Annotated in this window: 23 protein-coding genes and 1 pseudogene; 4 read left to right on the top strand and 20 right to left on the bottom strand. The window is 30.9% G+C overall.

Going from position 1 to position 23,949, the window contains the following annotated elements:
• Positions 1–13 precede the first annotated feature (13 nt).
• Positions 14–937 carry an NAD-dependent epimerase/dehydratase family protein gene (locus tag NSQ15_RS10395; protein ID WP_017637220.1) on the bottom strand — a complete coding sequence of 308 codons (924 nt, stop codon included), beginning with the start codon at positions 935–937 and terminating at the stop codon, positions 14–16.
• Positions 938–1,061: 124 nt separating this feature from the next.
• Between NSQ15_RS10395 and NSQ15_RS10400 the strand changes: the two genes are divergently transcribed.
• On the top strand, positions 1,062–1,568 hold the full coding sequence (locus NSQ15_RS10400; protein WP_046466422.1) for a GNAT family N-acetyltransferase: 507 nt from the start codon (positions 1,062–1,064) through the stop codon (positions 1,566–1,568).
• A gap of 130 nt (positions 1,569–1,698) precedes the next feature.
• Here the strand turns inward: NSQ15_RS10400 and NSQ15_RS10405 are convergent, their stop codons facing one another.
• From NSQ15_RS10405 to NSQ15_RS10465, 13 genes and pseudogenes are all read right to left on the bottom strand, one after another.
• Positions 1,699–2,748: an alpha/beta hydrolase gene (locus NSQ15_RS10405; protein WP_017637218.1), complete on the bottom strand. Its 1,050-nt coding sequence runs from the start codon at positions 2,746–2,748 to the stop codon at positions 1,699–1,701.
• 153 nt (positions 2,749–2,901) lie between these two features.
• A complete protein-coding gene (locus tag NSQ15_RS10410) occupies positions 2,902–3,969 on the bottom strand; it encodes a YkvI family membrane protein (RefSeq protein ID WP_070452575.1) in 1,068 nt (355 codons plus the stop codon).
• Between the two features lie 254 nt (positions 3,970–4,223).
• The gene (locus NSQ15_RS10415; protein WP_017637216.1) at positions 4,224–4,724 is read right to left on the bottom strand and encodes a hypothetical protein; all 501 of its coding nucleotides are present in this window, start codon (positions 4,722–4,724) and stop codon (positions 4,224–4,226) included.
• Between the two features lie 115 nt (positions 4,725–4,839).
• A complete protein-coding gene (dhaM, locus tag NSQ15_RS10420) occupies positions 4,840–5,202 on the bottom strand; it encodes a dihydroxyacetone kinase phosphoryl donor subunit DhaM (RefSeq protein WP_017637215.1) in 363 nt (120 codons plus the stop codon).
• Complete coding sequence (dhaL, locus tag NSQ15_RS10425; RefSeq protein ID WP_217193765.1) at positions 5,202–5,780, bottom strand: dihydroxyacetone kinase subunit DhaL; 579 nt, start codon at positions 5,778–5,780, stop codon at positions 5,202–5,204. The genes dhaM and dhaL overlap by 1 nt, the downstream gene beginning before the upstream one ends.
• A gap of 29 nt (positions 5,781–5,809) precedes the next feature.
• Positions 5,810–6,778 (bottom strand): dihydroxyacetone kinase subunit DhaK, encoded by a 969-nt coding sequence (dhaK, locus tag NSQ15_RS10430; RefSeq protein WP_070452578.1) that lies wholly within the window; start codon positions 6,776–6,778, stop codon positions 5,810–5,812.
• Positions 6,779–6,894: 116 nt separating this feature from the next.
• Positions 6,895–7,911: a FecCD family ABC transporter permease gene (locus tag NSQ15_RS10435; protein WP_070452581.1), complete on the bottom strand. Its 1,017-nt coding sequence runs from the start codon at positions 7,909–7,911 to the stop codon at positions 6,895–6,897.
• Positions 7,908–8,912: a FecCD family ABC transporter permease gene (locus NSQ15_RS10440; protein WP_026083479.1), complete on the bottom strand. Its 1,005-nt coding sequence runs from the start codon at positions 8,910–8,912 to the stop codon at positions 7,908–7,910. Before NSQ15_RS10440 ends, NSQ15_RS10435 begins: the two co-directional genes overlap by 4 nt.
• Before the next feature lie 45 nt (positions 8,913–8,957).
• Positions 8,958–9,758 carry an ABC transporter ATP-binding protein gene (locus NSQ15_RS10445; protein ID WP_017637210.1) on the bottom strand — a complete coding sequence of 267 codons (801 nt, stop codon included), beginning with the start codon at positions 9,756–9,758 and terminating at the stop codon, positions 8,958–8,960.
• A gap of 218 nt (positions 9,759–9,976) precedes the next feature.
• Positions 9,977–10,810 carry a YitT family protein gene (locus NSQ15_RS10450; RefSeq protein WP_029056421.1) on the bottom strand — a complete coding sequence of 278 codons (834 nt, stop codon included), beginning with the start codon at positions 10,808–10,810 and terminating at the stop codon, positions 9,977–9,979.
• Between the two features lie 493 nt (positions 10,811–11,303).
• Positions 11,304–12,533, bottom strand: coding sequence for a NupC/NupG family nucleoside CNT transporter (locus tag NSQ15_RS10455; RefSeq protein WP_029056420.1), 1,230 nt, complete (start codon positions 12,531–12,533; stop codon positions 11,304–11,306).
• 310 nt (positions 12,534–12,843) lie between these two features.
• Positions 12,844–13,038, bottom strand: a pseudogene (locus NSQ15_RS10460) (hypothetical protein).
• A gap of 44 nt (positions 13,039–13,082) precedes the next feature.
• Positions 13,083–14,810, bottom strand: coding sequence for an ABC transporter ATP-binding protein (locus NSQ15_RS10465; RefSeq protein ID WP_017637207.1), 1,728 nt, complete (start codon positions 14,808–14,810; stop codon positions 13,083–13,085).
• A gap of 191 nt (positions 14,811–15,001) precedes the next feature.
• Between NSQ15_RS10465 and pbp4 the strand changes: the two genes are divergently transcribed.
• Positions 15,002–16,288, top strand: coding sequence for a penicillin-binding protein PBP4 (gene pbp4, locus NSQ15_RS10470; RefSeq protein ID WP_340747147.1), 1,287 nt, complete (start codon positions 15,002–15,004; stop codon positions 16,286–16,288).
• A 60-nt stretch (positions 16,289–16,348) separates the two neighbouring features.
• Here pbp4 and tagD read toward each other — a convergent pair whose 3' ends face one another.
• The 4 genes from tagD to NSQ15_RS10490 all read right to left on the bottom strand — a co-directional run bounded on the left by tagD (position 16,349) and on the right by NSQ15_RS10490 (position 20,000).
• Complete coding sequence (tagD, locus tag NSQ15_RS10475) at positions 16,349–16,747, bottom strand: glycerol-3-phosphate cytidylyltransferase (protein ID WP_002451030.1); 399 nt, start codon at positions 16,745–16,747, stop codon at positions 16,349–16,351.
• Between the two features lie 126 nt (positions 16,748–16,873).
• The gene (locus NSQ15_RS10480; protein ID WP_070452593.1) at positions 16,874–17,941 is read right to left on the bottom strand and encodes a glycosyltransferase family 2 protein; all 1,068 of its coding nucleotides are present in this window, start codon (positions 17,939–17,941) and stop codon (positions 16,874–16,876) included.
• Positions 17,938–19,032 carry a teichoic acid glycerol-phosphate primase TarB gene (tarB, locus tag NSQ15_RS10485; protein ID WP_340747148.1) on the bottom strand — a complete coding sequence of 365 codons (1,095 nt, stop codon included), beginning with the start codon at positions 19,030–19,032 and terminating at the stop codon, positions 17,938–17,940. Before tarB ends, NSQ15_RS10480 begins: the two co-directional genes overlap by 4 nt.
• A gap of 155 nt (positions 19,033–19,187) precedes the next feature.
• On the bottom strand, positions 19,188–20,000 hold the full coding sequence (locus NSQ15_RS10490; protein ID WP_029056417.1) for an ABC transporter permease: 813 nt from the start codon (positions 19,998–20,000) through the stop codon (positions 19,188–19,190).
• A gap of 482 nt (positions 20,001–20,482) precedes the next feature.
• Between NSQ15_RS10490 and tagH the strand changes: the two genes are divergently transcribed.
• Entirely contained in the window at positions 20,483–21,277 is a 795-nt protein-coding gene (gene tagH, locus NSQ15_RS10495) for a teichoic acids export ABC transporter ATP-binding subunit TagH (RefSeq protein ID WP_017637202.1), read from the top strand.
• A 102-nt stretch (positions 21,278–21,379) separates the two neighbouring features.
• Here the strand turns inward: tagH and tarA are convergent, their stop codons facing one another.
• Positions 21,380–22,132, bottom strand: a complete 753-nt coding sequence (gene tarA, locus NSQ15_RS10500) for an N-acetylglucosaminyldiphosphoundecaprenol N-acetyl-beta-D-mannosaminyltransferase TarA (protein WP_340747149.1) — start codon at positions 22,130–22,132, stop codon at positions 21,380–21,382.
• 277 nt (positions 22,133–22,409) lie between these two features.
• Here tarA and NSQ15_RS10505 point away from each other — a divergent pair, with 277 nt between their 5' ends.
• Positions 22,410–23,156, top strand: coding sequence for a M50 family metallopeptidase (locus NSQ15_RS10505; RefSeq protein ID WP_154835705.1), 747 nt, complete (start codon positions 22,410–22,412; stop codon positions 23,154–23,156).
• 114 nt (positions 23,157–23,270) lie between these two features.
• On the opposite strand, the gene NSQ15_RS10510 is transcribed toward NSQ15_RS10505, so the two are convergent.
• Positions 23,271–23,915 carry a metal-dependent transcriptional regulator gene (locus NSQ15_RS10510; RefSeq protein ID WP_029056415.1) on the bottom strand — a complete coding sequence of 215 codons (645 nt, stop codon included), beginning with the start codon at positions 23,913–23,915 and terminating at the stop codon, positions 23,271–23,273.
• Positions 23,916–23,949 lie beyond the last annotated feature (34 nt).

The raw sequence follows: 23,949 nt of genomic DNA on the forward strand, positions 1-23,949 counted from the left end.
ACGAATCACCTAATTATTTTGTATATTTGATTTTTTCTCCTGATTGAATACGTCCTTGGAAATGTTTGATACGACAATCTACTTCAAATCCACGCATCATCATTCCTTGTAATGGTGCTTGTACAAAATAATACACAGGCCAAAACATTTTCGGAATGTAATCAAATAGATGTACTAAAACAATTGCATTACCTTTTAATAGACGGAACTCTAATTTCCCTTGTTTCTTCGCATTCGATTTAACTAATCTTCCACCAACTAATTGCAATGTAATTAAATCTTTTTCAGTAATCATTCTTTTTAATATAGCTAAAGGCTTATTTTTATTTTTAACATAAATATAATAATAATCATTACTTTTATAAGTCTTTACAATTGTACCTCTCGTTTTATCAAGCCAATTAAAAAAGTATTCTACAACTTGATTGAGCGTCCATTTTTTAGGAAGCACTATTTTCGTCGCAGTTCTGACATCATCATACTTTGAAACTTGTAACTCAACATTAATATGTGGACGTTTTATTTCTAATTGTGTACGTTCAACAGGCACACCATATGCACCCAAACGTTCAATCGTTTGATTATCATTACGACTTCCTGGTATATATACTAGCTTTTTAACTTGATTTACTGCTGCTGCCCTTCCAAAATTGTCAGCAGCAATTAAATTCAAATCTCGCGCCGTCGCTTGTGTCAATTTTGCAGAGTTTTTAGTTGGATCTAAATAAAAAATAGCTATATCAATATTTTTCATAGATTCAACCACATCTTGATAATTAAAAATATCACTTTGTAGCCAAGTCATATTTGTCGTTGCTTCATGTTCTGGTTTAGGATACTTGGACAATACATATAATTCAGCATCTTCTTCAATAACTGAACTTAAATGTTTCCCAATATATCCTGTTCCGCCTGCTAAAAGTACTTTTGGTTTCATATTTTAACTCCCTTGTGTATAATCTACACTCCAACTGTATTATTGCACGATTTAAAGCAATCTTAACTTATTTATATTATAATATAGAAGTAATCGAAACTTAAATGAATATAGGAGTGTTTTCATGCCTCACGCTATTCGTGAAATTAGTATAAAAGACGTAGATAATTTTATTGAATTACTTACCAAAATTTATGATGAATCTGAATTTACTTTCTACAACCCTGGTGAATACGCACCTACTACTTCTGAAGTTATTAAAAGATTAGAAGATTATATTACTTCTTCATCTAAAGCCATTTATGTTGCTGAAAGTGATGAACAACTTGTTGGCTATGCATTTGTAGGAACAGAAACATATGAACGAACACGCCATGAAGCTATCATCTATTTAGGTGTTAAAAAACTTTATCAACAACATGGTGTTGGACAAGCTTTAATTAATGCAATTGAAGCTTGGTCACTCAACCACAATATCCGCCGTATCGAAGCTACTGTTGTGACAGAAAACGATAGTGCAGTCAATTTGTTTAAAAGTACTGGGTTCCAAATTGAAGGCGAATTAAAGGATAAGTTATTTATTAATAATAAATATTACAATGAATATGTGATGGCCAAAATTTTAAATTAATTCTAATCTTCGTATATTAAATATTATCATAAAACATATTTAAACAACGTAAAGTAAAATTCCATCATGTATAGAAAATACCGTTAAAACACATATTTTAAGTGTTTTAACGGTATTTTCATTATAATAACTATTCACTAAATGGATCTAATTGAACATCTTGGTTTATATTATTGTTTCCATTTGTGTTTGATTCATTGTTACGTTCAACACCTGAAGAAGAAGTATTTCTACTTAAAAATAATAAGACGCGCTTAATATTTTCTTTTGACTCAGGTTTTTCTAAATGAAATTGGTATTGATGATGTAAATGGTGAGACCCATTATAAAATAATGTATCTACTGGTACATCTTTTTCTTTAAGTTTTTTATAAAAATCAATATTTTGACTATAAAAAGGATCTGCATCTCCTACAGATAAGAAAGTTGGTGGATATTTATTAGTCACTTGATTTATTGTGGACATTTGAGATAAATTTTTAAAATTACTTTCCCAATTTGTCATACCAGTATAACTTCTCATAAATAATTGTATTCTCGGAAATTCTGTCGCTTTTACAGTTTTCATATCATAGAAACCACCAAAGAATATCGCTGCTTTAATTTGTGAAGGTTTGAATTCTGGTTCAAATTTCATTTCATCTCTTAATGATTTGTTTGTTTGCATTGCAACATATTGACTAGTTAATTGTGCACCAGCTGAATCACCGCCAATAATCACTTGATCAAAATCAATTGGTAAATCATGTTCATTAGTTTTGATAAATTTAACAGCCTTATTCATTTGTTCAATTGGTGTTGGATATTTATATTGTGGTGCTAAAGCGTAATTGACGTTGACAACAATATAACCTTGTTCAGCAATTTTAGATAATAAAGGATTTTTATATTGTTTATCTCCTGCAATAAAGCCACCACCGTGCATCCAAAAAATAACAGGTAATTTACTATCTTTACTCATGTCTGATGGCATAATAATATCCAATTTACTATTTGGAACACCTTGGCCGTATGAAATATTTTGCAATAATTTAACATTTTTATTATTTATTTGGACTTTTTCTTTATTTTGGTGATTATGTTCTTGATCATAATGTTTTTTTAATAGTAGTCCTATACAAACACTAACGATTAAAATAACACATATCGTAATAAACAACCATTTATGTTTTGCCTTCATGATTGATTGTCCCCTCATAAAACTTTACTTATATTATAAATTAAAATCTTAACTTTATTTAAAAAAGCAATTCATCTTTAATTGAATAAGATGAATTGCTTTTAAGGTTAAATCAATCATATTCAATTGTAAAGTGCATTTACTTTTTTATAATTAAGCAATATGATCTTTATCATCACTTTTACGTTTATAATATTTTACAAGCACTGCAACAACTATAAATAAACCAACAATTCCCATGATGTTGTATAAATAATTAATTAAGTCTGCAAATCCTACGAAACTTAAAATATAAGCAGCAATCATCATGATAATAATAAATAGATGATATTTCTTACTATATGGTTCTGTGAATCGTGCAGCAAATGAATAACATAAACCTAAGATTGTATTGTACATTACAGCTAGCATAATAATAGTTAATACTAAACCAATCCAAGGATTAATTGCATTCGCTAAGTTTAATGTAGGTATCGCAGCATCTTTAATTTTTGGATATTCTGCTTGTAATGCAAAATTAATCAATGCAAGTAAGATTGTGTATACAATACCACCGAATAATGCTCCAGCACCTGATACTTTTCGTTTAGATGCATCACCGCCAATAGCAACAACTGTACTAAATCCTACCGCGAAGGCGAGTCCTCCATATTGGATACCTTTTAAAATACCAAATATAACACTTGGTTTATCTACTGTTTGATTAACATCACTTAATGGCACTGAACCATTAAATAAATAATACACTGCTACTAATACTACTACTATAATTAAAAATGGAGTAACAATTCCTAGAGCTCTTACAATTTTATCGAAATCAAGTAATAGTGTGCCGTAAATGACAACTGTCATTATCAAAGCACCTAGCCAAACAGGAATATGAAAGCTTTCCTGGAATGTTGAACCTGAACCAGCAATCATTGTAACGGCAATTCCAAATAAAAAGAACACAAGAATGTAATCAAATATTTTACTGAATTTTTCACCGAATACATATTGTAGCGTTGATTCATGGTTTGTAGCTTCAAAAGCCGTACCTATTTTAGCTACTTGTCTACCTATAAAACCTAAAATTAAACCTGATAATAATACACCAATATATGACCATAAGCCATACGGTGTGAAGAATTGCATTACTTCTTGACCGGTTGAAAATCCTGCGCCGACTACTATGCCGACATAGGCGAAACCAATTTTGACAGCTTCTTTATTCAGCCCCATGAAAAAATAACCTCCTTCATTTTACACACGTTGAATTATAACGTACTGCTTTTTAATTGCAACCCAATCCATGTAGCTAAAAATAGCTTAAATTCCCAATTTAGACTTTGATATCAAGCATTTTCGGATATTCCCTAAATTCAAATTTTAAATTTTCTAAACATTCAAACAATTTATTTACTATTAAAAAAACCACTGAATTGATTTTACACAATTCAATGGTATTTACAAAAATAAGTCTAAATATTAGATTTTTAACGAGCATCGCGGTGTTGATTTAACTCATTAATATCAACTACTACGTTGTCCATGCGTTTCGCTGTATCTTTTAATACATTACGAGCCACATTATTGTTTGGATCTAATTTAAGAATTCGTTTAGCTATATCAAAAGCCTTTTTATCAGAAATAACAGGCTCTGGAATTGCATGTAGTAACAGCATTTGTAATAAGCTTTTAACTTCATTTCCGTCAGTAAGTTTTATGGATGAATCTGCATGATAATAAGCAGAGTGTAAAGCACCTTCATAGTCACTAAGTGGATAAACAAGAAGTAAAAATGCTAAATCGTGCATTTCAGGTGTTTCTTCCACTTTCATCATATCTAAAATACAAGTATAGAACATCATACTTTCTACTTCATGTGCACTTGAAATATATGCTTCTTCAAATTCCATAAAATCTGTTTCGGACATTAATTGTCTTACTAAATCAAACTCGCCATTCAATACATGTTTTTTTATAAGATGTTGCATGGCAATGTCCTCCTATTAGCCAGATTTTATCGTACATTTAATATTAATCATATCACATATAATCTTAACTTTCATTTCAAAAAATAAAATTCAACTTAATAAATGATAATTTCATTTAAAATGATGTTTGTTTTACTTCATCAAGAGCATCAGACATACTTCCACCTATTGATAATTTAACTGCTGCTGTAAAACTTCCTTCTACTATTGGCGCGTCTACTTTAACAATTTTATATGGCCCATCATACATATCTATAGCCATATCAATATTCATTTCTGATGATCCAATATCATAAAAGCATAATGCATCTTCTTCTAGTCCATTAATTAATTGCTGTACTGTATCAAAAGATGTACCAATATCTCCATTTACACCACCATTAGCTACTACATTAACATCTGATGCCATTTGTTGTAATAATGCTTTAGTGCCATTAGCTATAGCTTCACTATGACTAATGATTACAATTGTCGTCATTATCTTTCATCTCCTATTAATGCATTTAAAACATAAACCATACTTTGTGCGCCCGGATCCATATATCCTTTAGAAGCCTCTTTATAATATGAAGCACGTCCCTTTGTTGCAACCATATCAATAGTCTCGTCTGCAAAACTTTGTAGTCGCTCTAAATTAACTTTTTCGTCTGCTTTAACCGCTTCGAATGTTCGTGCTACAACATCATACATTGTCTTTTCGTTTAGTTCAACCTTGCCACGTTTAGCGATAGCTTCGGTAAATGTTTCAAGTAAAGTTACTAAGTTATCGTGGTCAATATCATCACTAAAGACTTCTGCCATTTTAACAAAACTAAACCCGTATAAGGGCCCTGAGGCACCGCCAATATTGGACATTAGTGTCATGCCAGTAGATTTAAATAAATTTTTCATTGAACTGTCGTCTACTTTATCTTTTAAATTTTCGAATCCTCTTAACATATTTACACCATGGTCTCCATCACCAATAGCTCTATCAAGTTCTGTTAATGTATCTTCTTGTTCTTTAAACGTATTTTCTAATTCTAATAAGTGTTGTTTCGTTGTATTGATATCCATTATTAGCCCTCCTTGTCATTTTTTATTGATTAAGCGTTAAAATATCGACTAGTCGTTGGTGCAAGTAATGCTTCTAGGAGTTTTTCAGAATAAGGTACGATTGTGATTGAAAATCCTTGCATATCTAATGATGTCATATAATCTCCCACATACCAATGTTTCACGTTTATATTTTGAGCATCAAAGTATTTTTTGATATATGACGTTGTAATATTCAGTTCAGACAATGGTGTGCCACCCATACCATTGACCATTACGATAACATTCTCAGTCTCAACTTCTTTTAACAATGCATCACCTAAATGCTTCACAATGTCATCAATAGACTCCATTTTTTGACGATGTAGTCCTTTTTCACCATGAATACCAATACCAATTTCAATATCATTTTCATTTATATCGAATCCATATTTACCAGTTGTTGGTACCATTGGTGGTGTTAATGCCATTCCAATACTTTTAATAGTAGGTAAAATATTTTCAACTTTAGATTTAATATCCGCTAACGACTCGCCATTCTCTGATAAATAACTCGCATATTTATGAATGAAGACTGTACCAGCAACTCCACGACGCTGTTCTACATCAGATACAGCAATATCATCCTTAACAACAACCATATCTACATTAATATCTTCCATTTCGGCCATTTCTTGAGCCATTTCAAAATTCATTACATCTCCAGCATAATTTTTAACAATTAATAATACGCCATCACCAGTATCAACATATTTAATAGCTTCTAAAATTTTATCTGGCGTTGGAGAAGTAAATACCTCACCACATACCGCAGCATCAAGCATACCTTGTGCAACATATCCAGCATGTGCAGGTTCATGACCGCTCCCTCCACCTGAAACGAGTGCTACACCTGATGTCTTTTTATCTTTTTTAACAATGATTGTATCTTCAATAATATCTAGCTCAGGATGTGCAATTAAAAATCCATCAAGCATATCACTTAAAAAGTCTTGTTTATCTTTAATTAGTTTCTTCATTGTTAGCCCTCCTTTGTCATTCATGTCTATTATAAATCAACCCTTTTAGAAAACGTTAACAATATACATAACAAAAGAGCGAAGCCTCCTAAAGACTTCACTCTTTTTCACACAATTTATACACTTTTAGTTTTATACATAAGATATAAGAAATAAGGTGCTCCAATAATAGCGACTATAATACCCGCTGGTACGCCAGTTGGTTCTAAAATGACTTTACCAAAAGTATCTGAGAATACTAATAGGAATGCGCCAACTAGTACTGCTATTGGTAAAAATAATTGATGACGTGGACCAACGATTCGTTTAGCTATGTGTGGTCCCATTAATCCAATAAATGATATAGAACCAGCCACTGCAACAGCTACTGAGGAAAGTACGACTGCAACAAAGAATAACACCATACGTTCTTTGCCCACTTTAACGCCTAATCCTTTAGCTACATGTTCGTGTGTATTAATAATATTAAGTTCATTAGATTTATAAAATAAATAAGGTAATATCACAATAATCCATGGTAAAAAGGCAGCGACGAATATCCATTCATCTCCCCATATATTACCTGCAAACCATGTAGCAATAAATTCAGATTGATCTTCATCAAATTTTGACATTAAAGTGATTGAACCACCATATAATGCGGTTTGCATACCTACACCAATTAATACCATACTTGAAGGTGTGACACCATTTCGCTGATTAATACTAAACATAAATATAACTAACGCAGTTGCTACACCACCTATGACACTAATAAGGGGTAATACATAGACAAAATTGTCAGGTTTTATTTGTCCTATCGTAATAAATAAGGCAATAGCAAAACCACCACCAGCATTAATACCTAAGATACCTGGTTCAGCTATTGGATTTTTCGTGACACTTTGAACAATTGCGCCACTCATACTTAAAGCAGCTCCTGCTAAAATAGTAATCAACATTCGGGGCAGTCTAAAATCCACCAAAATGAGTGTATCTGTATAGTCGCCCTGACCAGTCAATATTTTAAAGAATTTACTTACTGGTATATTATATTCACCGGAGGCTACGCTCCACGTACAAGCTAAAAAGACTAATATTACAAACGTAATAAACGTGATGATTTGTTTGCGTCTTAACTTACTGTCTATCATATAGAACGTCCCCCTCTTTTAACTAAATATAAGAAGTAAGGAACGCCAATAAATGAAATAATTGCACCTACAGGCGCGCCACCTAAATATCTTGCTAACATATCAGCTACTAACATTAAAATACCACCTAATAAAGCAGTCAAAGGTAACACTTTAGCATAATCTGTTCCAATTAAAAATCTAACAATATGTGGCACCATTAAACCTACAAATGCAATTTGTCCTACCATTGAAACAGCAACACCAGCAAGTATCATTGATAAAACTAATATCACAACACGAATTACTGTTACATTTTGTCCTAAACCTTTAGCTAGAGATTCTCCCAAGTTTAATATCGTTAATTGTTTACTCATCGTAAGAATAATAAGTAACGCAATTATAATGATAGGCGCAGTCCATATAATTTGAGACCATGTTGTACCTGATACACCACCGGCACTCCAAAATGTAAGAGATTGGTTTAATCTAAATATGAGTGCTACACCTTGACTTAACGCAGTTAACATAGCACTTACAGCTGCACCAGCTAAAATAATACGCATAGGATTAAATCCGTCTTTTCTTGAACGGCCAATCATTAATACAATTGTTCCACCTAATAATGCACCAAGAAATCCTGCAATCATTAGTAATGTAAAAGGAGCTTCTGGATAAAAGGCATATGTCAGTGCTAATCCGAATGAAGCGCCAGAGTTTAATCCAATTAAACTTGGATCTGCCAAACTATTTTTCGTTACGCCTTGAATAACTGCACCTGCAACGGATAAAGCCATACCTACTAATATAGCACCTAAATCTCTAGGTATTCTAATTTCACTTATTACATTGTGTTGTTGGTTTTTTGGATTATAGTTGAAAATTGCATCTATTATAGTTGGAATATTAATTTTGGCATCACCATATAAAATAGATAAAAATAGCGCTATTGCTAGCACTATTATTCCACCTATTAAATAAGAGATAAATTTAACATTGCCCTTTTTGCTTGGATTTGACATTATATTCATACCTTTTCTATATGATTTATATTTATCTATTACTTTTTATGATGAGTATGATTTATTACATAAGTCATAAGTAACTAATAGTGGTTTACCTGTTCTAGGATCTTCACTTAATACAACATCAATGTTAAACACTTGCTCTAAAATGTCTTTAGTTAGTATTTCATTAGTTTCCCCATTAGCTATAATTTCTCCTTTTTTCATAGCAATAAGATGGTCTGAGAAACGGATAGCTTGGTTAATATCATGTAACACCATAATAATGGTACAACCTTGTTCTTCATTTAATTTTTGAACCAATTCTAATATTTCTAATTGATGAGAGATATCTAAATAAGTTGTTGGCTCATCTAAGAAGATAATATCAGTACGTTGTGCTAAAGCCATTGCAATCCACACACGCTGTCTTTGACCACCACTTAAGTCATTGATTGAACGATGTCTAAATTCTGATGTTCCAGTAACATCCAATGCCCAATTAATTTCTTTTTTATCTTCTTCAGATAAACGACCAAAGCCTTTTTGATGTGGAAATCGGCCATATGAAACCAATTCGCCTACTGTTAAACCATCAGCAACTTCTGGTGATTGTGGTAAAATCGCTATTTTTTTAGCGATTTCTTTCGTAGATTGGGAATGAATACTTTCTCCATCTAAATTAATTGATCCATCTTTTACGGATAGTAAACGAGAGAGTGCTTTTAATAAAGTAGACTTTCCACAACCATTTGGTCCTATAATTGATGTCACTTTACCATCAGGAATCTCAACATCTAGATTATTTATAATAGTCGTATCGCCATAACCAATTGTTACTTGTTCACCATTTAAACGACTCATAATTCCCCTACTTTCTAAAAAATTACTTTATATTCAGAAAAGATAACTGTACTTTTATATTTTTAACATCAATGTAATTGATAATCATTATCATAATGGTTATTATAACATTTTCACTATTTTTTGACTAATAAATTCATGATTTATTATAAATTGTCAATTAAAAAAACCACTTTAAGTTAACTAGAATGACTTAAAGCGGTCTTATAAATACTTTTTTATTCGTCTATCAAGAATCCATTTCCATACACATCTCTCACATCATGAATAACAAGGAATGCTTGATGATCAATATTTCTAATGATTTTTTTAGCACGTGATACTTGTGTCTTAGTAATAACTACATAAAGTACATCTTTCTCTTCTCGAGTATAATATCCATGTCCATTTAAAATAGTTAATCCACGACCAACTTGTTCGTCAATCGCTTTAGCCACTTCTTCTGGTTTACTTGAAATAATCGTCATCGCTTTCTTAGTATTTAAACCTTCTATTACATATTCCATGACCTTAGTACCTATATAAAGTGAAATAACTGTAACTAGTGCACGATCTATTGAAATAACAGTTAAAGAAATCACTACTACAATTAAATCGAAAAATAATAAAGCATAAGGTGTACTCACATCTAAATATTTATGTGCAATTCTAGCTAAAATTGTTGTTCCAGCCGTAGTTCCTCCAGCTAAAACAATTACTCCAATACCTAAACCAACACATGAGCCACCAAAAACTGCATTGACAATGACATTGCCTGTTTCAATATGCCAAGAATCAGTTAAACTTAGGAATACAGAAATTAGGACAGTTGCTACAATGGTCAAATACATACTACGTTTACTTAAAAACTTATATCCTACAACAATTAAAACTGCATTAACTACAAAGTTAACTATGGCTGGAGATAAATGGAAAGCATAATATAAAACAATAGCTAAACCAGTAACGCCACCTTCACCTAAATTACCAGAAATGATAAATGCATTGACGCCTGCTGAAAAAATAAATGATCCAATTATAACTAAGATTAAATCTCTTACTAATCTCTTCAAGCAACCACATCCCTATTATTATTTTTTTATATGATTAACAAAATGTTAGCACACGCACATATCCTCCTACAACACCGCTTCTATAAATAATTCGTATTTTGAGTATTTTATGTTTAAAACCATAATTTTTAAAAGTAAGAAACTTCATTTTAATTACTGAGATGAGTGTGTTAACTAAATTTTAAATTTTCAGAATTTTTAATTTAGTTTTCGCTATTTCTTTGTTATACTTACATTAACTTCTTTAGTAAAGAAGTTATCTCCTTTGTGTTGTTTATAGTAACAAAACAAATTTTGCTCGAAGTACTGTAACAGTACCTAGTCCTTACCGTTACAAGTACATTAATATTCATTTCCCATAAAAGCCAAGTATAAGAAGTGTGTCCTCACTTACTATACTTGGCTTTTATCATGATTCCTTATTTTATTTGATATAAAATACACCTCCCATTTTGGAAAGTCATCCCAAAATAGGAGGTGTTATCAATTTATCTTACCAAGCAAATAAACCTACGAATGCAGCTGTTAATAATGAAACTAAAATACCTGCTAATAACATCATAGGAACATATTTTGATACAAAATCTGACGTTTTCTTGTCTACGATACCTTTTAACGTACCGATAATCATACCAATTGTGGAGAAGTTAGCAAATGAAACTAAAAATGTTGAAATGACTGCTTTATGATGTGGTGAAAGTGTGTTAATCGTTTTAGACACTTCACCCATAACTACAAATTCGTTTGTAACGATTTTTTTCGCCATTTGTTGTGCAACTAACCAAGCTTCATCAAAAGGAAGTCCAAGTAATAATGCAAATGGATACATAAATACGCCTAGAATTTGGTTTAAACCAAAGCTACCTTTTAATCCCATTAAATGACCGATGCCACCAGTAATTAAATTAATAAGACGATCGGCTAAATCAGCTAATGCTACGAAACTAATGACAAAAGCAATGATAATTAATACTAACTTTCCTGCTGCTAATACAGAATCACCTAGGAAAGAAAAGAAAGGTTGTTTTTCAATTTCATCATTTTTAATACTGTAAATAATATCTTCTTTTTCATCCACAGTAACTGGATTAAGAATTGATGCAACGATAATTGCATTCACAATGTTTAAAGGAATAGCAGTCAATACTAATTCACCAGGAATCATTTGAACATATGCACCAACAATCGCACCTGAGACTGAACTCATTGACATCATAGCTACAGTTAAGACACGCACTTCATTCATACGTTTCAATTGTTCATTAGACACAGCTAATGCTTCAGTATTACCTAAAAACATCATCTCAATTCCAAAGAATGATTCGAATTTAGGTTGACGTGTAATTTTAGCGAGTAACCAACCAATTGCACCGATTAATTTTGGAAGGATATTAAAATACATTAATATATCGAACAGCGGTACAATTAAAAGAATCGGGAATAAAGCACTTACTGCCATATCCATTTGTTTATTAGAAACAAAACTATTAAATGCAAATCCTGTGCCTTCATTTGCTGATTGTATAACCCAGGAAATTCCATTTGCTGCTGCTTTAATTCCAGTTTTCCCCCATGGGAAGTATATAAAGAACCAAGCTAGGAATAAGTTCAATACGACTAAAATAATAATTGATTTCCATTGTATATTTTTTCGTGATCTTGAAAATAATACTGCTATACCAAGGAAAACAATTAACCCAATGATATTAATCAATAAAAACATCTGACACCCACCTATTTATTTAATTTTCCAAAAAACGTTTTTTGCTAAAGTAACAACTTATTAAATATGTATAACTCTATGACAAAGTGAATTGTCACTCCCAAAACAGAGTATAGATTATTGAATTTATTATACCATTTGTAAAATTGACTTAAAATAAGTATTTTCATTATCAACTTGAATTTTATTAACACATCGTGACATATTATTTGTAGGAATAAGAACTGAAGTTTCCAATAGTAGTGTAAGTTGAGTCATATAAAATTTTTTATACATACGGAATTTCTTTAATTTAGTTTAATGATGTTTATTAAATTACACGAAAGGTCCTTATTTTTTCAAGGTGTTTTCCAATGTATAAATACGTAGTATATATGGCGAGACTCTTGAGGGAACAGGACAAGCTGAAGACTACAGGCTGAAGCTGTCCCCTATGAAAGCGAGCCGATAATACGAAGTATTATAAATAAAGAAGCCAGTAAATGAGTTTTTTGGATAAACTCATTTACTGGCTATTTTTCTAGGATTTATGTCCCAGCCTCATTAATCTTAATCAGCAAGCTTCTGAGATGTGACAAAGTGTTTATATTTTTCATGTGATGTCATTAATTCACTATGTGTACCTTTACCTGTCACTTGACCTTTATCAATAAAGATAATTTGACCCGCTTTTTTAATTGTAGAAAGTCTATGTGCAATAACAATTGTTGTACGACCTTCCATCAATGTTTCTAAAGCTTCTTGAATTTTCAACTCGCTCTCACTATCTAAATTAGCTGTAGCCTCATCAAGCAAGAGAATATCTGGATTTTTAACAAAACTACGTGCAATATCAATACGTTGTCTTTGACCACCAGATAGCTTAAGTCCTCGTTCACCAACCAACGTATCATATCCTTCATCAAACTGCATAATAAATTCATGACAGTTCGCTAATTTGGCGTATTTTGTAAGTTCCTCATCAGTTACAGTGCGATTCACACCATATAAAATATTGTCTCTTATAGTACCACTCATCATAGAATTAGATTGCATAACATAACCAATTTTTGTACGCCATTTAGATAATGGAATATCAAAAATACTAGTTCCATTATAAGTAATGTCACCACTTTCTATGTCATACATGCGTTCAATTAAATTAAAAATGGTACTCTTACCAGAACCTGAAGGCCCTACAAATGCACTTACCTGCCCTTGAGGAATATTAAATGAAACGTTGTCTAAGATAGGTTTTACATCATATTTGAAATTGACATTATCAAACGAAATTTCGCCATCATGGATTTCAATATCTTTTGATTCTTCTAGAGCTTCAGTTGGTTCGATAGGTTCTTGCATAATTTCATAAATACGATGACTTGCTCCGACAGCTTTTTTATAATCTGTAATTAATGTTGATAGATTGATTAGAGGCATAGATAATTGTATTACGTAAAAAATCATCGCAATTAAAGTTCCGGCAGTAATAGCGCCTGTCGCGATTTCTAATGCACCAAAGCCAAGAATAATAGCGATTGTTAACAACATCACTACACCAGAAATAGGTTGTACAACAGCAGAAATTTTAGCTTGTTTTAAACCTAATCGATAAATTTCATTTAAATTAGTATGAGCGTTGTCTAATTCGAGCCTTTCCGTATTAGACACTTTAACTAATCTCATTTCAGTTAATACACGACCAAGTAAACCACTAAAGTTAGCAATTTCAGTTTGTGTATTAGTTGAAATTCTCTGCATTACTTTACCTAAAGGAATCATAATAAGTACAAAAATCGGAATTGTAATAAATGTTAATAACGTCATTTTCCAATCCATGATAAATAACATAACTAATGATCCTAATAAAGTTAATACAGAAGGTAATAAATTAGGTAGCTTTTGAGATATAAATTCATTTATCACCTTTGTGTCGTCTGTTAAACGACTCATCAGTTGACCACTTTCGTTCTTATCAAAAAATGGCATTTTTAATTGAATGATATGTTCCCATAATAATGAACGGATATCATAAATCATCTTTTCACCAATTTTACTTAGTAAATATAATCCTACACCACTTAAAATAGCGTTAAGTAAGAAAATACCACCAAAAATGGCTACGAGATTCCAGTTCATAGTGCTTACTGAGAATTTATCTACTAATCTCCCAGTAAATAGAGGAACTAATAATCCGCTCAAACTTCCTAATGAAGTAATAATAACTGCCGCTATGATTAACCCAATTGGCCAAGTGAGCCGTTTAAATAAAAAGAATAAAGGGTTAGTTTGTTTCATAATAATACCTCTTCTATTAAAATTCATATTTCAAATTTTGCTCAATCTTACTAAAACATTCTGACATCCCAAATAATCAGTCTTTATCAATTATAATCAAATATCAAAAATTTTAAATCATACATATACCTCTTAAATAATGTGTATGATAAAATATGTTAGTCGAAAATAACAGATAAAGGAAAGAAATCATGAAAAAAATCTTTATACTCATTATAACTATGTTCTTCGCAATACACATTATAACACCTTTTGCTAATGCAGAGAATAATGATATTACTCCAGTTCAAGCTGCAAACGAAGGTGGATACAATGTAACCGAAGTATATCAACCTGAAAGTGCTATTAATGTTAGTCAAAATGGACAAATTTTATATGAATATAATAAAGACAAAAAATGGTATCCCGCTTCTATGACTAAATTGATGACGATGTATCTCACTTTAGAAGCGGTAAAAGATAAAAAACTATCACTAAATGATGAAGTAAAAATGACTAATCGCGAATATCAAATGTCTACACTTCCAGAATTAAGTAATACCAAACTTTATCCAGGTCAGAAATGGACTATTGCAGATTTACTTCAAATTACTGTATCCAATTCAAGTAATGCGGCTGCTTTAATTTTAGGTGAACAAGTATCAGGAAATGTAAATGATTTTACTGATTTAATGAATAAAAAAGCCAAAGAACTTGGAATGAATGACACCCATTATGTTAATCCAACAGGAGCTGAGAATTCACGTTTAAAAAGTTTTGCACCTTCCAAATATAAAGATACTGAGAATAATACAACAACTGCTCGTGATTATGCTATTTTAGATCAACATGTTATTAAAGATACACCTAAAATATTACATTTCACAAAACAACTATCACCAATGACACACGGTGTGACGTACTATACATTTAATCATTCATTAGATGGTGCTGATATGAGCTTACCAGGAACAGATGGTTTAAAAACGGGTTCAAGTGATACAGCAGATTACAACCATACAATTACTACCAATCGCCATGGTTTTAGAATTAATCAAGTCATTTTAGGTGCTGGGGACTATAAACATGTAGGCGGAGAAAAACAACGAAATATGATGGGTAACGCACTTATGGAGCGTTCATATAATCAATACAAATATGAAAAAATATTATCAAAAGGAAAACAAAAAATTAACGGTAAAACATATTATGTAGAAAAAGATCTTTATGATGTATTACCAAAAGACTTTTCTAAAAAAGATTATAAATTAGTAATCAAAAATGGAAAAGTACATGCTGACTATGACCGTCAATTCATAACAAAACAAGATGGTCCACCTTCAGTATCAGTGCATAAACCGATTGTACACGAAGCGACAACAGTTGCTAAAAGTACATGGAAGACACACCCTATCATTGCAATACTTTTTGGTTTAGGTATAGTTATTGTCCTAGCCATCGTAATTCACCTTATTCTTCAAGCTATTCGTAAAAAATAAAAAGAAGGACGACGTCTTGGCTAAATGCCATGACAATCGTCCTTTTTATTATATAGGAAATTATTTAGCGTCTTTTCCATATAATTCTTGTTTGATTTTTGTTGTAGAAATACCTTCTGTACGGTTAAGATAAATCACTTCACATTTATCTTTTAAGAAATCAAATTCACCTTCCCAGTCGTGTCCCATAACGAAAACATCGACATCGAAACGTTCAACATCAATTTCTTTTTGACCCCAACCATCTTCTGGTATAACTAGGTCTACATAACGGATTGATTCTAACATCATTTTACGTTGGTTATAGTCATAATATGATTTTTTATTTTTCACTTGGTTGAATTCATCAGTAGATAAAGCCACGATAAGATAATCTCCCATTTCACGTGCTCTTCTTAATAATTCAATGTGTCCATAATGTAATAAATCATATGTACCATAAGTAATTACTCGTTTCATGATACGTGATTCTCCTTAACTAAATATTTAATGAAAATTTATATTCTTAATGTAGCATAAATTATTAACGCTTACCATTAATTAAACAAAAAGTAATTATTTATTTAAAAATTAAATAATCTTTTCTTATAATTTATTTAGTATTTGTTTTAATTTTTGTTTACTTGAAAATGCTGATTTTTTTGGAAATATTTGAGCCAAAAATCGAATATATCCGGGTCTACCAATTCCCACCTCTAATAAAGCACGTCTCCATTGATGATACAGAGGCTTAGTCCAATGTGTCGCACCTTGTTCTACCGCTTCTACTATTCTAAACATGGCATCTCCAGAATAATGTGTCTCTTGCATCAATTTAATATACTGCGTCACACTTTCGATAAATGATGATGTAATAGCGCTATTTTTTAATAAATGCGCTTGAATTAAATAACTTACGATTAAATTATCCATTCGATAACTATAGTATGTTTTCTCATTCATTAGTAATAACAATTCCATTACACGTTGACGTACTTTCATTGCATCTTCCATATAAGGTAAAAATGTATCTGCACGACGATCTGTAACTGAACCTTCTCGCTCATTATAACCATATGCAATAATAGACATGAGATTAATATCACGTGCTTTTGAATATGCTCTCACCATAAAAGTATGTTCTTCGCAAAATACAACATCTTCATCAAATCTTAGTGAAGCAAAGCGAGCACTGAATAGTTTCCCGCCTGGTCCAATCGATTGTAGAATTTCAGGATTACGTTCTAATGTAACCACTTCATCTCTTTTAATTTCCTCATGTGTTGGAAATACTTTCCACTCACCATGAACATCTCGTCCAATTTGACCAATTACAATATCCGTTTCACTGTGATTCTCAAATGTTTTTATCATGGCATCAATTCGACTCGGTAAATACTCATCATCCGCATCTAAAAACATAAATGCCTCTGTATCATCGTCCATCGCTGCTAAGCCTACGTTACGACTTCTAGCAGCGCCTTGATTATCTTGATGTATTACCTTAATATTTGGATATTCCTTTTGCAATTCAGTTAATACTTGTTTTGTGTTATCTGTAGAGCCATCATTGACACAAATAATTTCAAATTCAGCTTCTGTATCAATAGAGGTAATAGCCCTTCTAATTGTATCCTGTCCATTATATACAGGTATAATAATAGCTAATTTCATTCTTTCACCAACTTATCTATATAATTTATAACTTGATTCAATGTTTCTTTAGTATTATATTTATGCCAATTTTTAAATAACGGCTTTAATTTATTATCTTGTTGTTGAATTTTAGTAATTAATTCTTCCTCTGTTGCCACTTTATATTCATTAGGAATATCATAATAAAATTGATTAAGCCCTCTAACACGTTCATATTCTGTTTCGTCATAGACGTAAAATAGTGTTGGTTTATTAAGTAAACTTGCTTCTATCGGAATAGAGCTATAATCACTAATAATGATATCAGCCATAATAAGCAATGATGTAGTATCAATGTCTTGTGTTGTTCCATGGTTAGAAATTGATGGATGTAAATGACTTATTAATGTATATTCAGGCAATTGACTATTGAAATGTTCCTTATTAATTTGGCGATTTTCTTGATGATTTTCTCTATAAGTCGGCAAGTATACTGCTAATTTACCTTGAATACCATACTGATCTTTCAATCTTTTTTGAGCTTTGTTTATATCTGTTTTTAAATATTTATATAATCTTGGAAGACCAAAACGTAACATCTGAGAAGGTTGCGCATCAAATGATTCATTAAAACAATGCCCCATTTCATCGGCACCAATCAAATAATAATCTGTTGCATTATACACACGTTTATATTGGTTTACTACACTAGGATTATTTAAATCAACTTGATGATCGGTTAATCCAAAATCTTTTAATGCTCCGGAAGCATGCCAAGTCTGAATCACTGTTTGATTTTGCTTTTTATGGTATGCGCCCATCATTAAATAATACGTATCAATTAGAATCACTTTTGCTGTACTTAAAGCCTTAATGTGTGCAATAACATTCTTATTACCTGCCTTGATATATGTGACATTAGGTAAATCTTGAACATGGTGACGGTGCTTATCAGTAGTAATCACTGTTAAACGATAACCTTTAGCACATAATCTCTCTATAATCGGCAACATATCATTAGGAAAAGTCATCATTACAACTATACTTTTCTGTTTAACCTTGAATCCTCTAAACAGCAAATTAAATATAGCAATAACGCACATATATATTTTTTTAATTAAAACTCTCATCTTTTCACCGTCTTTATACTGATTTATTGTTATTTATAAATTATAAACGATTCCTACTTTGATAGAAAATAATTATCCTTTCTTTACATTTAACATAAAAAAACAGACCAACCTTTAAAGTCAGTCTGCTTTACTCTTCAAATTACGATATTCCCTTATAAGAAATCTGCAAAGTGATCTCTATATTTCTTATGAAGGATAGAACCTAAAACAAAGAATACCAAAATAACCACGACGTTATATAGTGCCATTTTCCAATGATCAATGAAGTACCATTGGTGGAATAAAATAGCTGCACGATATGATTCAGCGATAAAATACACTGGATTGAACATCATAATTTTATGAACAATACCACTCACACCGTGATCTTTAGGTATCCATAAAATTGGAGACATATAAAATAGTATTCTCATTAATGCTTGCATAGCCATTTGAGTATCTCTAACTAAAATACCTAACGTTGATGTAAATAATGCAACAGAAGCAGTTAATAAAAACGCAAATGGTACATAAAGGAATAACTGAATAATATGAATAGATGGGTAAATACCTCTAAACATACACGCTATAATAATGATTAAAAGCAAGCCAATATGTCCATAGAATCTACTCGTTACTATATAAGTAGGAATGATAGACATAGGAAAATTCATCTTAGCGACTTGATTAAATTTTTGTGATATAGATTTGGTACCCTCGAGTACACCTTGGTTAATAAAGAACCACATACTAATACCTACAAGTAACCAAAATACAAATGGTATACCATGTACAGGTGAATTACTTCTAATTCCCAATCCGAAAACTAACCAATACACCATTATTTGTAAGGCTGGGTTTAAAAGTTCCCAAGCAATCCCTAAATAGTTACTATGGTTAGATATTTTAATTTGGAATTGAGCAAGTCTTTGGATTAAATAAAAGTTTTTGATGTGTTCTTTAAATACAGTTACAACTGCTGACATTGAATTAAACCACACTTTCAAACATTTAATATATTTATATACAATTGATAAATGAGATAAAATGAATCAGACAATCCTTAAAGTAATCTCAAATTAAAAGAATGCTTATACTAATTAACATAGAATATGTAAAGTACGCGCTTAAGAATTAATGATGTTATATCTCAAACTCATTGTTTTTAATATGGAATTTTGTTTTATTCGAATGAAGCATTATAAACAAATTTATTTCAGTGTAAGAAATTAGTTTATTATATCTTCATCTTATTATACAATCATTTAAGTTATAAAACACAATTAAGCATTTTACAAGATTATTGTTTGATGTATATTAAGTCATTTTATTATAAGACATAACTCCTATAGACATTTACAAAATATTAAACAAAATCTTCTGTTCACTTTACACTAGGTTAATAAATTTAACAACTGATGTGTTGTATATTATAATCTATATAAATGCAATTAAGGAAGGACTAATTATGAGCGTATCGGTAAATATAGAACATGTAACTAAAGAATATCGTATATATAGAAATAATAAAGACCGTATTAAAGATTCACTAATACCGAAAAATAAAAACAAAACATTTTTCGCACTAGATGATGTTTCTCTTCAAGCACATGAAGGTGATGTCATTGGTCTTGTTGGTATAAACGGTTCAGGAAAATCCACATTAAGTAACATGATTGGTGGTTCGTTATCTCCTACTTCTGGTAATATTGATCGTAAAGGTGATGTTAGCGTTATAGCTATCAACGCTGGTTTAAATGGTCAATTAACTGGTGTAGAAAATATTGAATTCAAAATGTTATGTATGGGGTTCAGACGTAAAGAAATTAAAGAATTAATGCCACAAGTTATTGATTTTAGTGAATTAGGTGAGTTTATTTATCAACCTGTTAAAAAATATTCTAGTGGTATGCGCGCTAAACTCGGGTTTTCAATCAACATCACTGTAAATCCTGATATTTTAGTAATCGACGAAGCATTATCTGTAGGTGATCAGACTTTCACACAGAAATGTTTAGATAAAATTTATGAATTTAAAGAAGCTAATAAAACTATATTCTTTGTTAGTCACAACATACGCCAAGTTAAAGAATTTTGTACAAAAATCGCGTGGATTGAAGGCGGCAAACTTAAAGAATTTGGTGAATTAGATGATGTTTTACCACAATATGAAAAATTCCTAAAAGAATTCAAGAAAAAATCAAAAGATGATCAAAAAGCATTTAGAAGAGACTTAGACGCTTCTCGATTTGTCGTAAAATAATTTACCCATTAGATTTATATCGCTATTTTTAAAGGCAACCAATGAGTGTTCGAACTAACACATTGGTTGCCTTTATTGTATTTCATATATAACAAATAATTATTAATGTTTTCTCTTTTGTTTAGCAATTTTTATCATGAATTTGGGAATACTTTTTAATCTGCCAAGACGTTTCCAATCAATTAATAAACGATATATCCATTCAATATTGAATTTTCTAAAGAATTTAGGCGCACGCTTTTTAGCTCCACTAAATACTTCAAAAGAACCGCCTACTCCCATCATAACAGTGTGTTGGAATTGTTTGCTATGTCGGGCAATCCATTTTTCTTGTTTTGGATACCCCATACCCACAAAAATATAATCAGGATCAAAAGTATCTATCCTTTTAATAACTGTTTCATCTTTTAAATTAATATAACCATGATGATGCGCAAAAGTTACTCTTGGATATTTAGCCTTTAATTGTTGTTCTGCTTTTTCAATAATTTCATTTTTCGAACCTAAGATAAATACTTTTTGTTGATTTGCATTGGCTATTTTTAAACATTCTTCTAATAACTCTATTCCTGGAATTCTGTGCGGTAATGGTTGCTTTAATCGATGAGATGCTTTTACTATACCTGTACCATCAGCTATAACAAAGTCCGCATTATTAATAAGCTGTTGATAATCTTGGTGTTCTGATGCATAGTCTACAATTTCAGGATTTGCAGTAACTATAAACAAATTATGAGATGTTGGTGTTGTGAAAAATGTTTTAATATTTTCAACCATTTCTGACATTGTTACATGGTCAAAATATACACCTAAGATATTAACCTTTTTACTATTCTGCTGACCCTTAAATGTCATAAAAGAAATCTCCTATCCTACTTGGTCAATAACTCTATATAATGTTGCCAAGTATTATCCTATATATCAAAATTGTTTTAATTCTAACTAAAATGTACGATTATTTTAACACATCACTCAACATTCAGAAAATTTTATTTAAACACCTATATATTCTTCTAATTTAAGTCTTAAGTCTAAAAGCCAATTTCTAAACAATAGATTATAATGAATATTAAAGTATCAAATACTTATAGATTTACTCAAACAAGTTATTATCTATAAATGGAGCGTTAATATGTCAAAAATCGAATCATTTTTAACTACACACATTCAATTAAATATATTTATCATTTTTTTTATTAGTATTATCTATATCGTCGTCCACCAAAATCGTTACAAACACTACTATCGTTATTTCGCTATTGTACTTAATTATATTCCTGTACTCACACACGAATTTGGTCATGTACTCTTCAATAAACTCTCTGGTGGTCGTGCTAAAGATTTAGTTATCGTTACGCTTCCTTCTGAAAGAGAAACGACATTACAACAAGGATACGCTATTACGCAATCGAAAGGTTATTTAGGACAATGGATTACCACTTTAGGCGGTTATATTATGCCCCCGTTAATGTTATGGTTAGGTGTTTTAACTGCATATTATAATCATCCTAGCTTTTTTATTATGTTTTATTTAGCTATATTTATTTATTTCCTAATTCTAACTTCTCGTAAGCTGTCACCTATTCTTATTATTATAGTCATGTCACTATTATTATATATACTTTTCCAATACGATGATTTAATGATTACTCACCAAATAGTGGTTTATAGTTATCACTTTATTTTAGGAGTACTGTTAGGTGAAGTACTACAATCATCGTGGACTATTTTTAAATTAACATTCCAAAAACCTAAACCTAGTTGGGATGGCAGTACACTAACACAAATCAGTAAAATCCCAACAGTATTTTATAGTCTAGTTTGGATTTTTATTAATTTATATGCCGTTTATTTATTAATCAAATTATCATTTTTCTAAAAATAAAATACAAATATTAGCAACATCACTATATAAAAAAACTTGAGTCTCACTTTTACCTCTAATTTTCAGTGTATAACACCAAAATAATGTACTAGACTCAAGTTTTTTATATTATTTTTCAGCAAAAATATTCATTGCATTTTCGTAACTTAAAATAGTTATAACTTCATTTCGTTTAATAATAATCACTTTATTCGTATCATCTTTCGAAACGACTTCAACTTCATTTCCAATAGAAATATCTTTACTTGAAAGGTATACCAACAATTCAGTTTTATCTCTGACACGCTTAATAGTTAACATATCACCTGGCTGAAATTCGAGTATTGTCTTCGTGTATTTCTCTTTATAATGGTGATCTCTAGGTATAACACCACCATGCGGGCAAGTCTCAGGGTAGTCTAAAATTTTGTCTAAACGTTCTACGAATAAATCTGAGATTCTATGTTCAAGAATTTCTGCTTCTTGATGCACTTCTTCCCAATTGTATTTTAAAATCTCTATCAAAAATAACTCGAGTAATCGATGTCTTTTAATAATATCTAAAGTGAGATTTAACCCTTCTTCTGTTAATTTAACACCCTTATATGGTTTCGTTTCTACATAACCAGATTTTTCTAGTCTACTTACCATTTCACTTACTGAAGGTGGCTTTATATTTAAAAATTGAGATAATTTTTTATTTGATACGAAAGATACATCGCCGTCATTCGTCAATATAGCTTTGAGATAATCCTCTTTTTCTTCAGTTAACATCATTTCACCTCACATATATTCACTTTATTGTATC

This window comes from Staphylococcus sp. FSL W8-0774 (genome assembly GCF_038006785.1).
In the GTDB taxonomy this organism is placed as follows: Bacteria; Bacillota; Bacilli; order Staphylococcales; family Staphylococcaceae; genus Staphylococcus; species Staphylococcus pasteuri.

Bases quoted from the DNA above. Each gene is read 5' to 3' on its own strand.
- NSQ15_RS10490 (WP_029056417.1), bottom strand. From the start codon at position 20,000: ATGTCAGCAGTTGTAACTGTATTTAAAGAACACATCAAAAACTTTTAT.
- NSQ15_RS10480 (WP_070452593.1), bottom strand. From the start codon at position 17,941: ATGAAATTAGCTATTATTATACCTGTATATAATGGACAGGATACAATT.
- tagH (WP_017637202.1), top strand. From the start codon at position 20,483: ATGAGCGTATCGGTAAATATAGAACATGTAACTAAAGAATATCGTATA.
- dhaK (WP_070452578.1), bottom strand. From the start codon at position 6,778: ATGAAGAAACTAATTAAAGATAAACAAGACTTTTTAAGTGATATGCTT.
- pbp4 (WP_340747147.1), top strand. From the start codon at position 15,002: ATGAAAAAAATCTTTATACTCATTATAACTATGTTCTTCGCAATACAC.
- tarB (WP_340747148.1), bottom strand. From the start codon at position 19,032: ATGAGAGTTTTAATTAAAAAAATATATATGTGCGTTATTGCTATATTT.
- NSQ15_RS10410 (WP_070452575.1), bottom strand. From the start codon at position 3,969: ATGGGGCTGAATAAAGAAGCTGTCAAAATTGGTTTCGCCTATGTCGGC.
- NSQ15_RS10465 (WP_017637207.1), bottom strand. From the start codon at position 14,810: ATGAAACAAACTAACCCTTTATTCTTTTTATTTAAACGGCTCACTTGG.
- tarA (WP_340747149.1), bottom strand. From the start codon at position 22,132: ATGACATTTAAGGGTCAGCAGAATAGTAAAAAGGTTAATATCTTAGGT.
- NSQ15_RS10405 (WP_017637218.1), bottom strand. From the start codon at position 2,748: ATGAAGGCAAAACATAAATGGTTGTTTATTACGATATGTGTTATTTTA.
- NSQ15_RS10395 (WP_017637220.1), bottom strand. From the start codon at position 937: ATGAAACCAAAAGTACTTTTAGCAGGCGGAACAGGATATATTGGGAAA.
- NSQ15_RS10400 (WP_046466422.1), top strand. From the start codon at position 1,062: ATGCCTCACGCTATTCGTGAAATTAGTATAAAAGACGTAGATAATTTT.
- NSQ15_RS10440 (WP_026083479.1), bottom strand. From the start codon at position 8,912: ATGTCAAATCCAAGCAAAAAGGGCAATGTTAAATTTATCTCTTATTTA.
- dhaM (WP_017637215.1), bottom strand. From the start codon at position 5,202: ATGACGACAATTGTAATCATTAGTCATAGTGAAGCTATAGCTAATGGC.
- NSQ15_RS10510 (WP_029056415.1), bottom strand. From the start codon at position 23,915: ATGTTAACTGAAGAAAAAGAGGATTATCTCAAAGCTATATTGACGAAT.
- NSQ15_RS10435 (WP_070452581.1), bottom strand. From the start codon at position 7,911: ATGATAGACAGTAAGTTAAGACGCAAACAAATCATCACGTTTATTACG.
- NSQ15_RS10505 (WP_154835705.1), top strand. From the start codon at position 22,410: ATGTCAAAAATCGAATCATTTTTAACTACACACATTCAATTAAATATA.
- dhaL (WP_217193765.1), bottom strand. From the start codon at position 5,780: ATGGATATCAATACAACGAAACAACACTTATTAGAATTAGAAAATACG.
- NSQ15_RS10415 (WP_017637216.1), bottom strand. From the start codon at position 4,724: ATGCAACATCTTATAAAAAAACATGTATTGAATGGCGAGTTTGATTTA.
- tagD (WP_002451030.1), bottom strand. From the start codon at position 16,747: ATGAAACGAGTAATTACTTATGGTACATATGATTTATTACATTATGGA.
- NSQ15_RS10445 (WP_017637210.1), bottom strand. From the start codon at position 9,758: ATGAGTCGTTTAAATGGTGAACAAGTAACAATTGGTTATGGCGATACG.
- NSQ15_RS10455 (WP_029056420.1), bottom strand. From the start codon at position 12,533: ATGTTTTTATTGATTAATATCATTGGGTTAATTGTTTTCCTTGGTATA.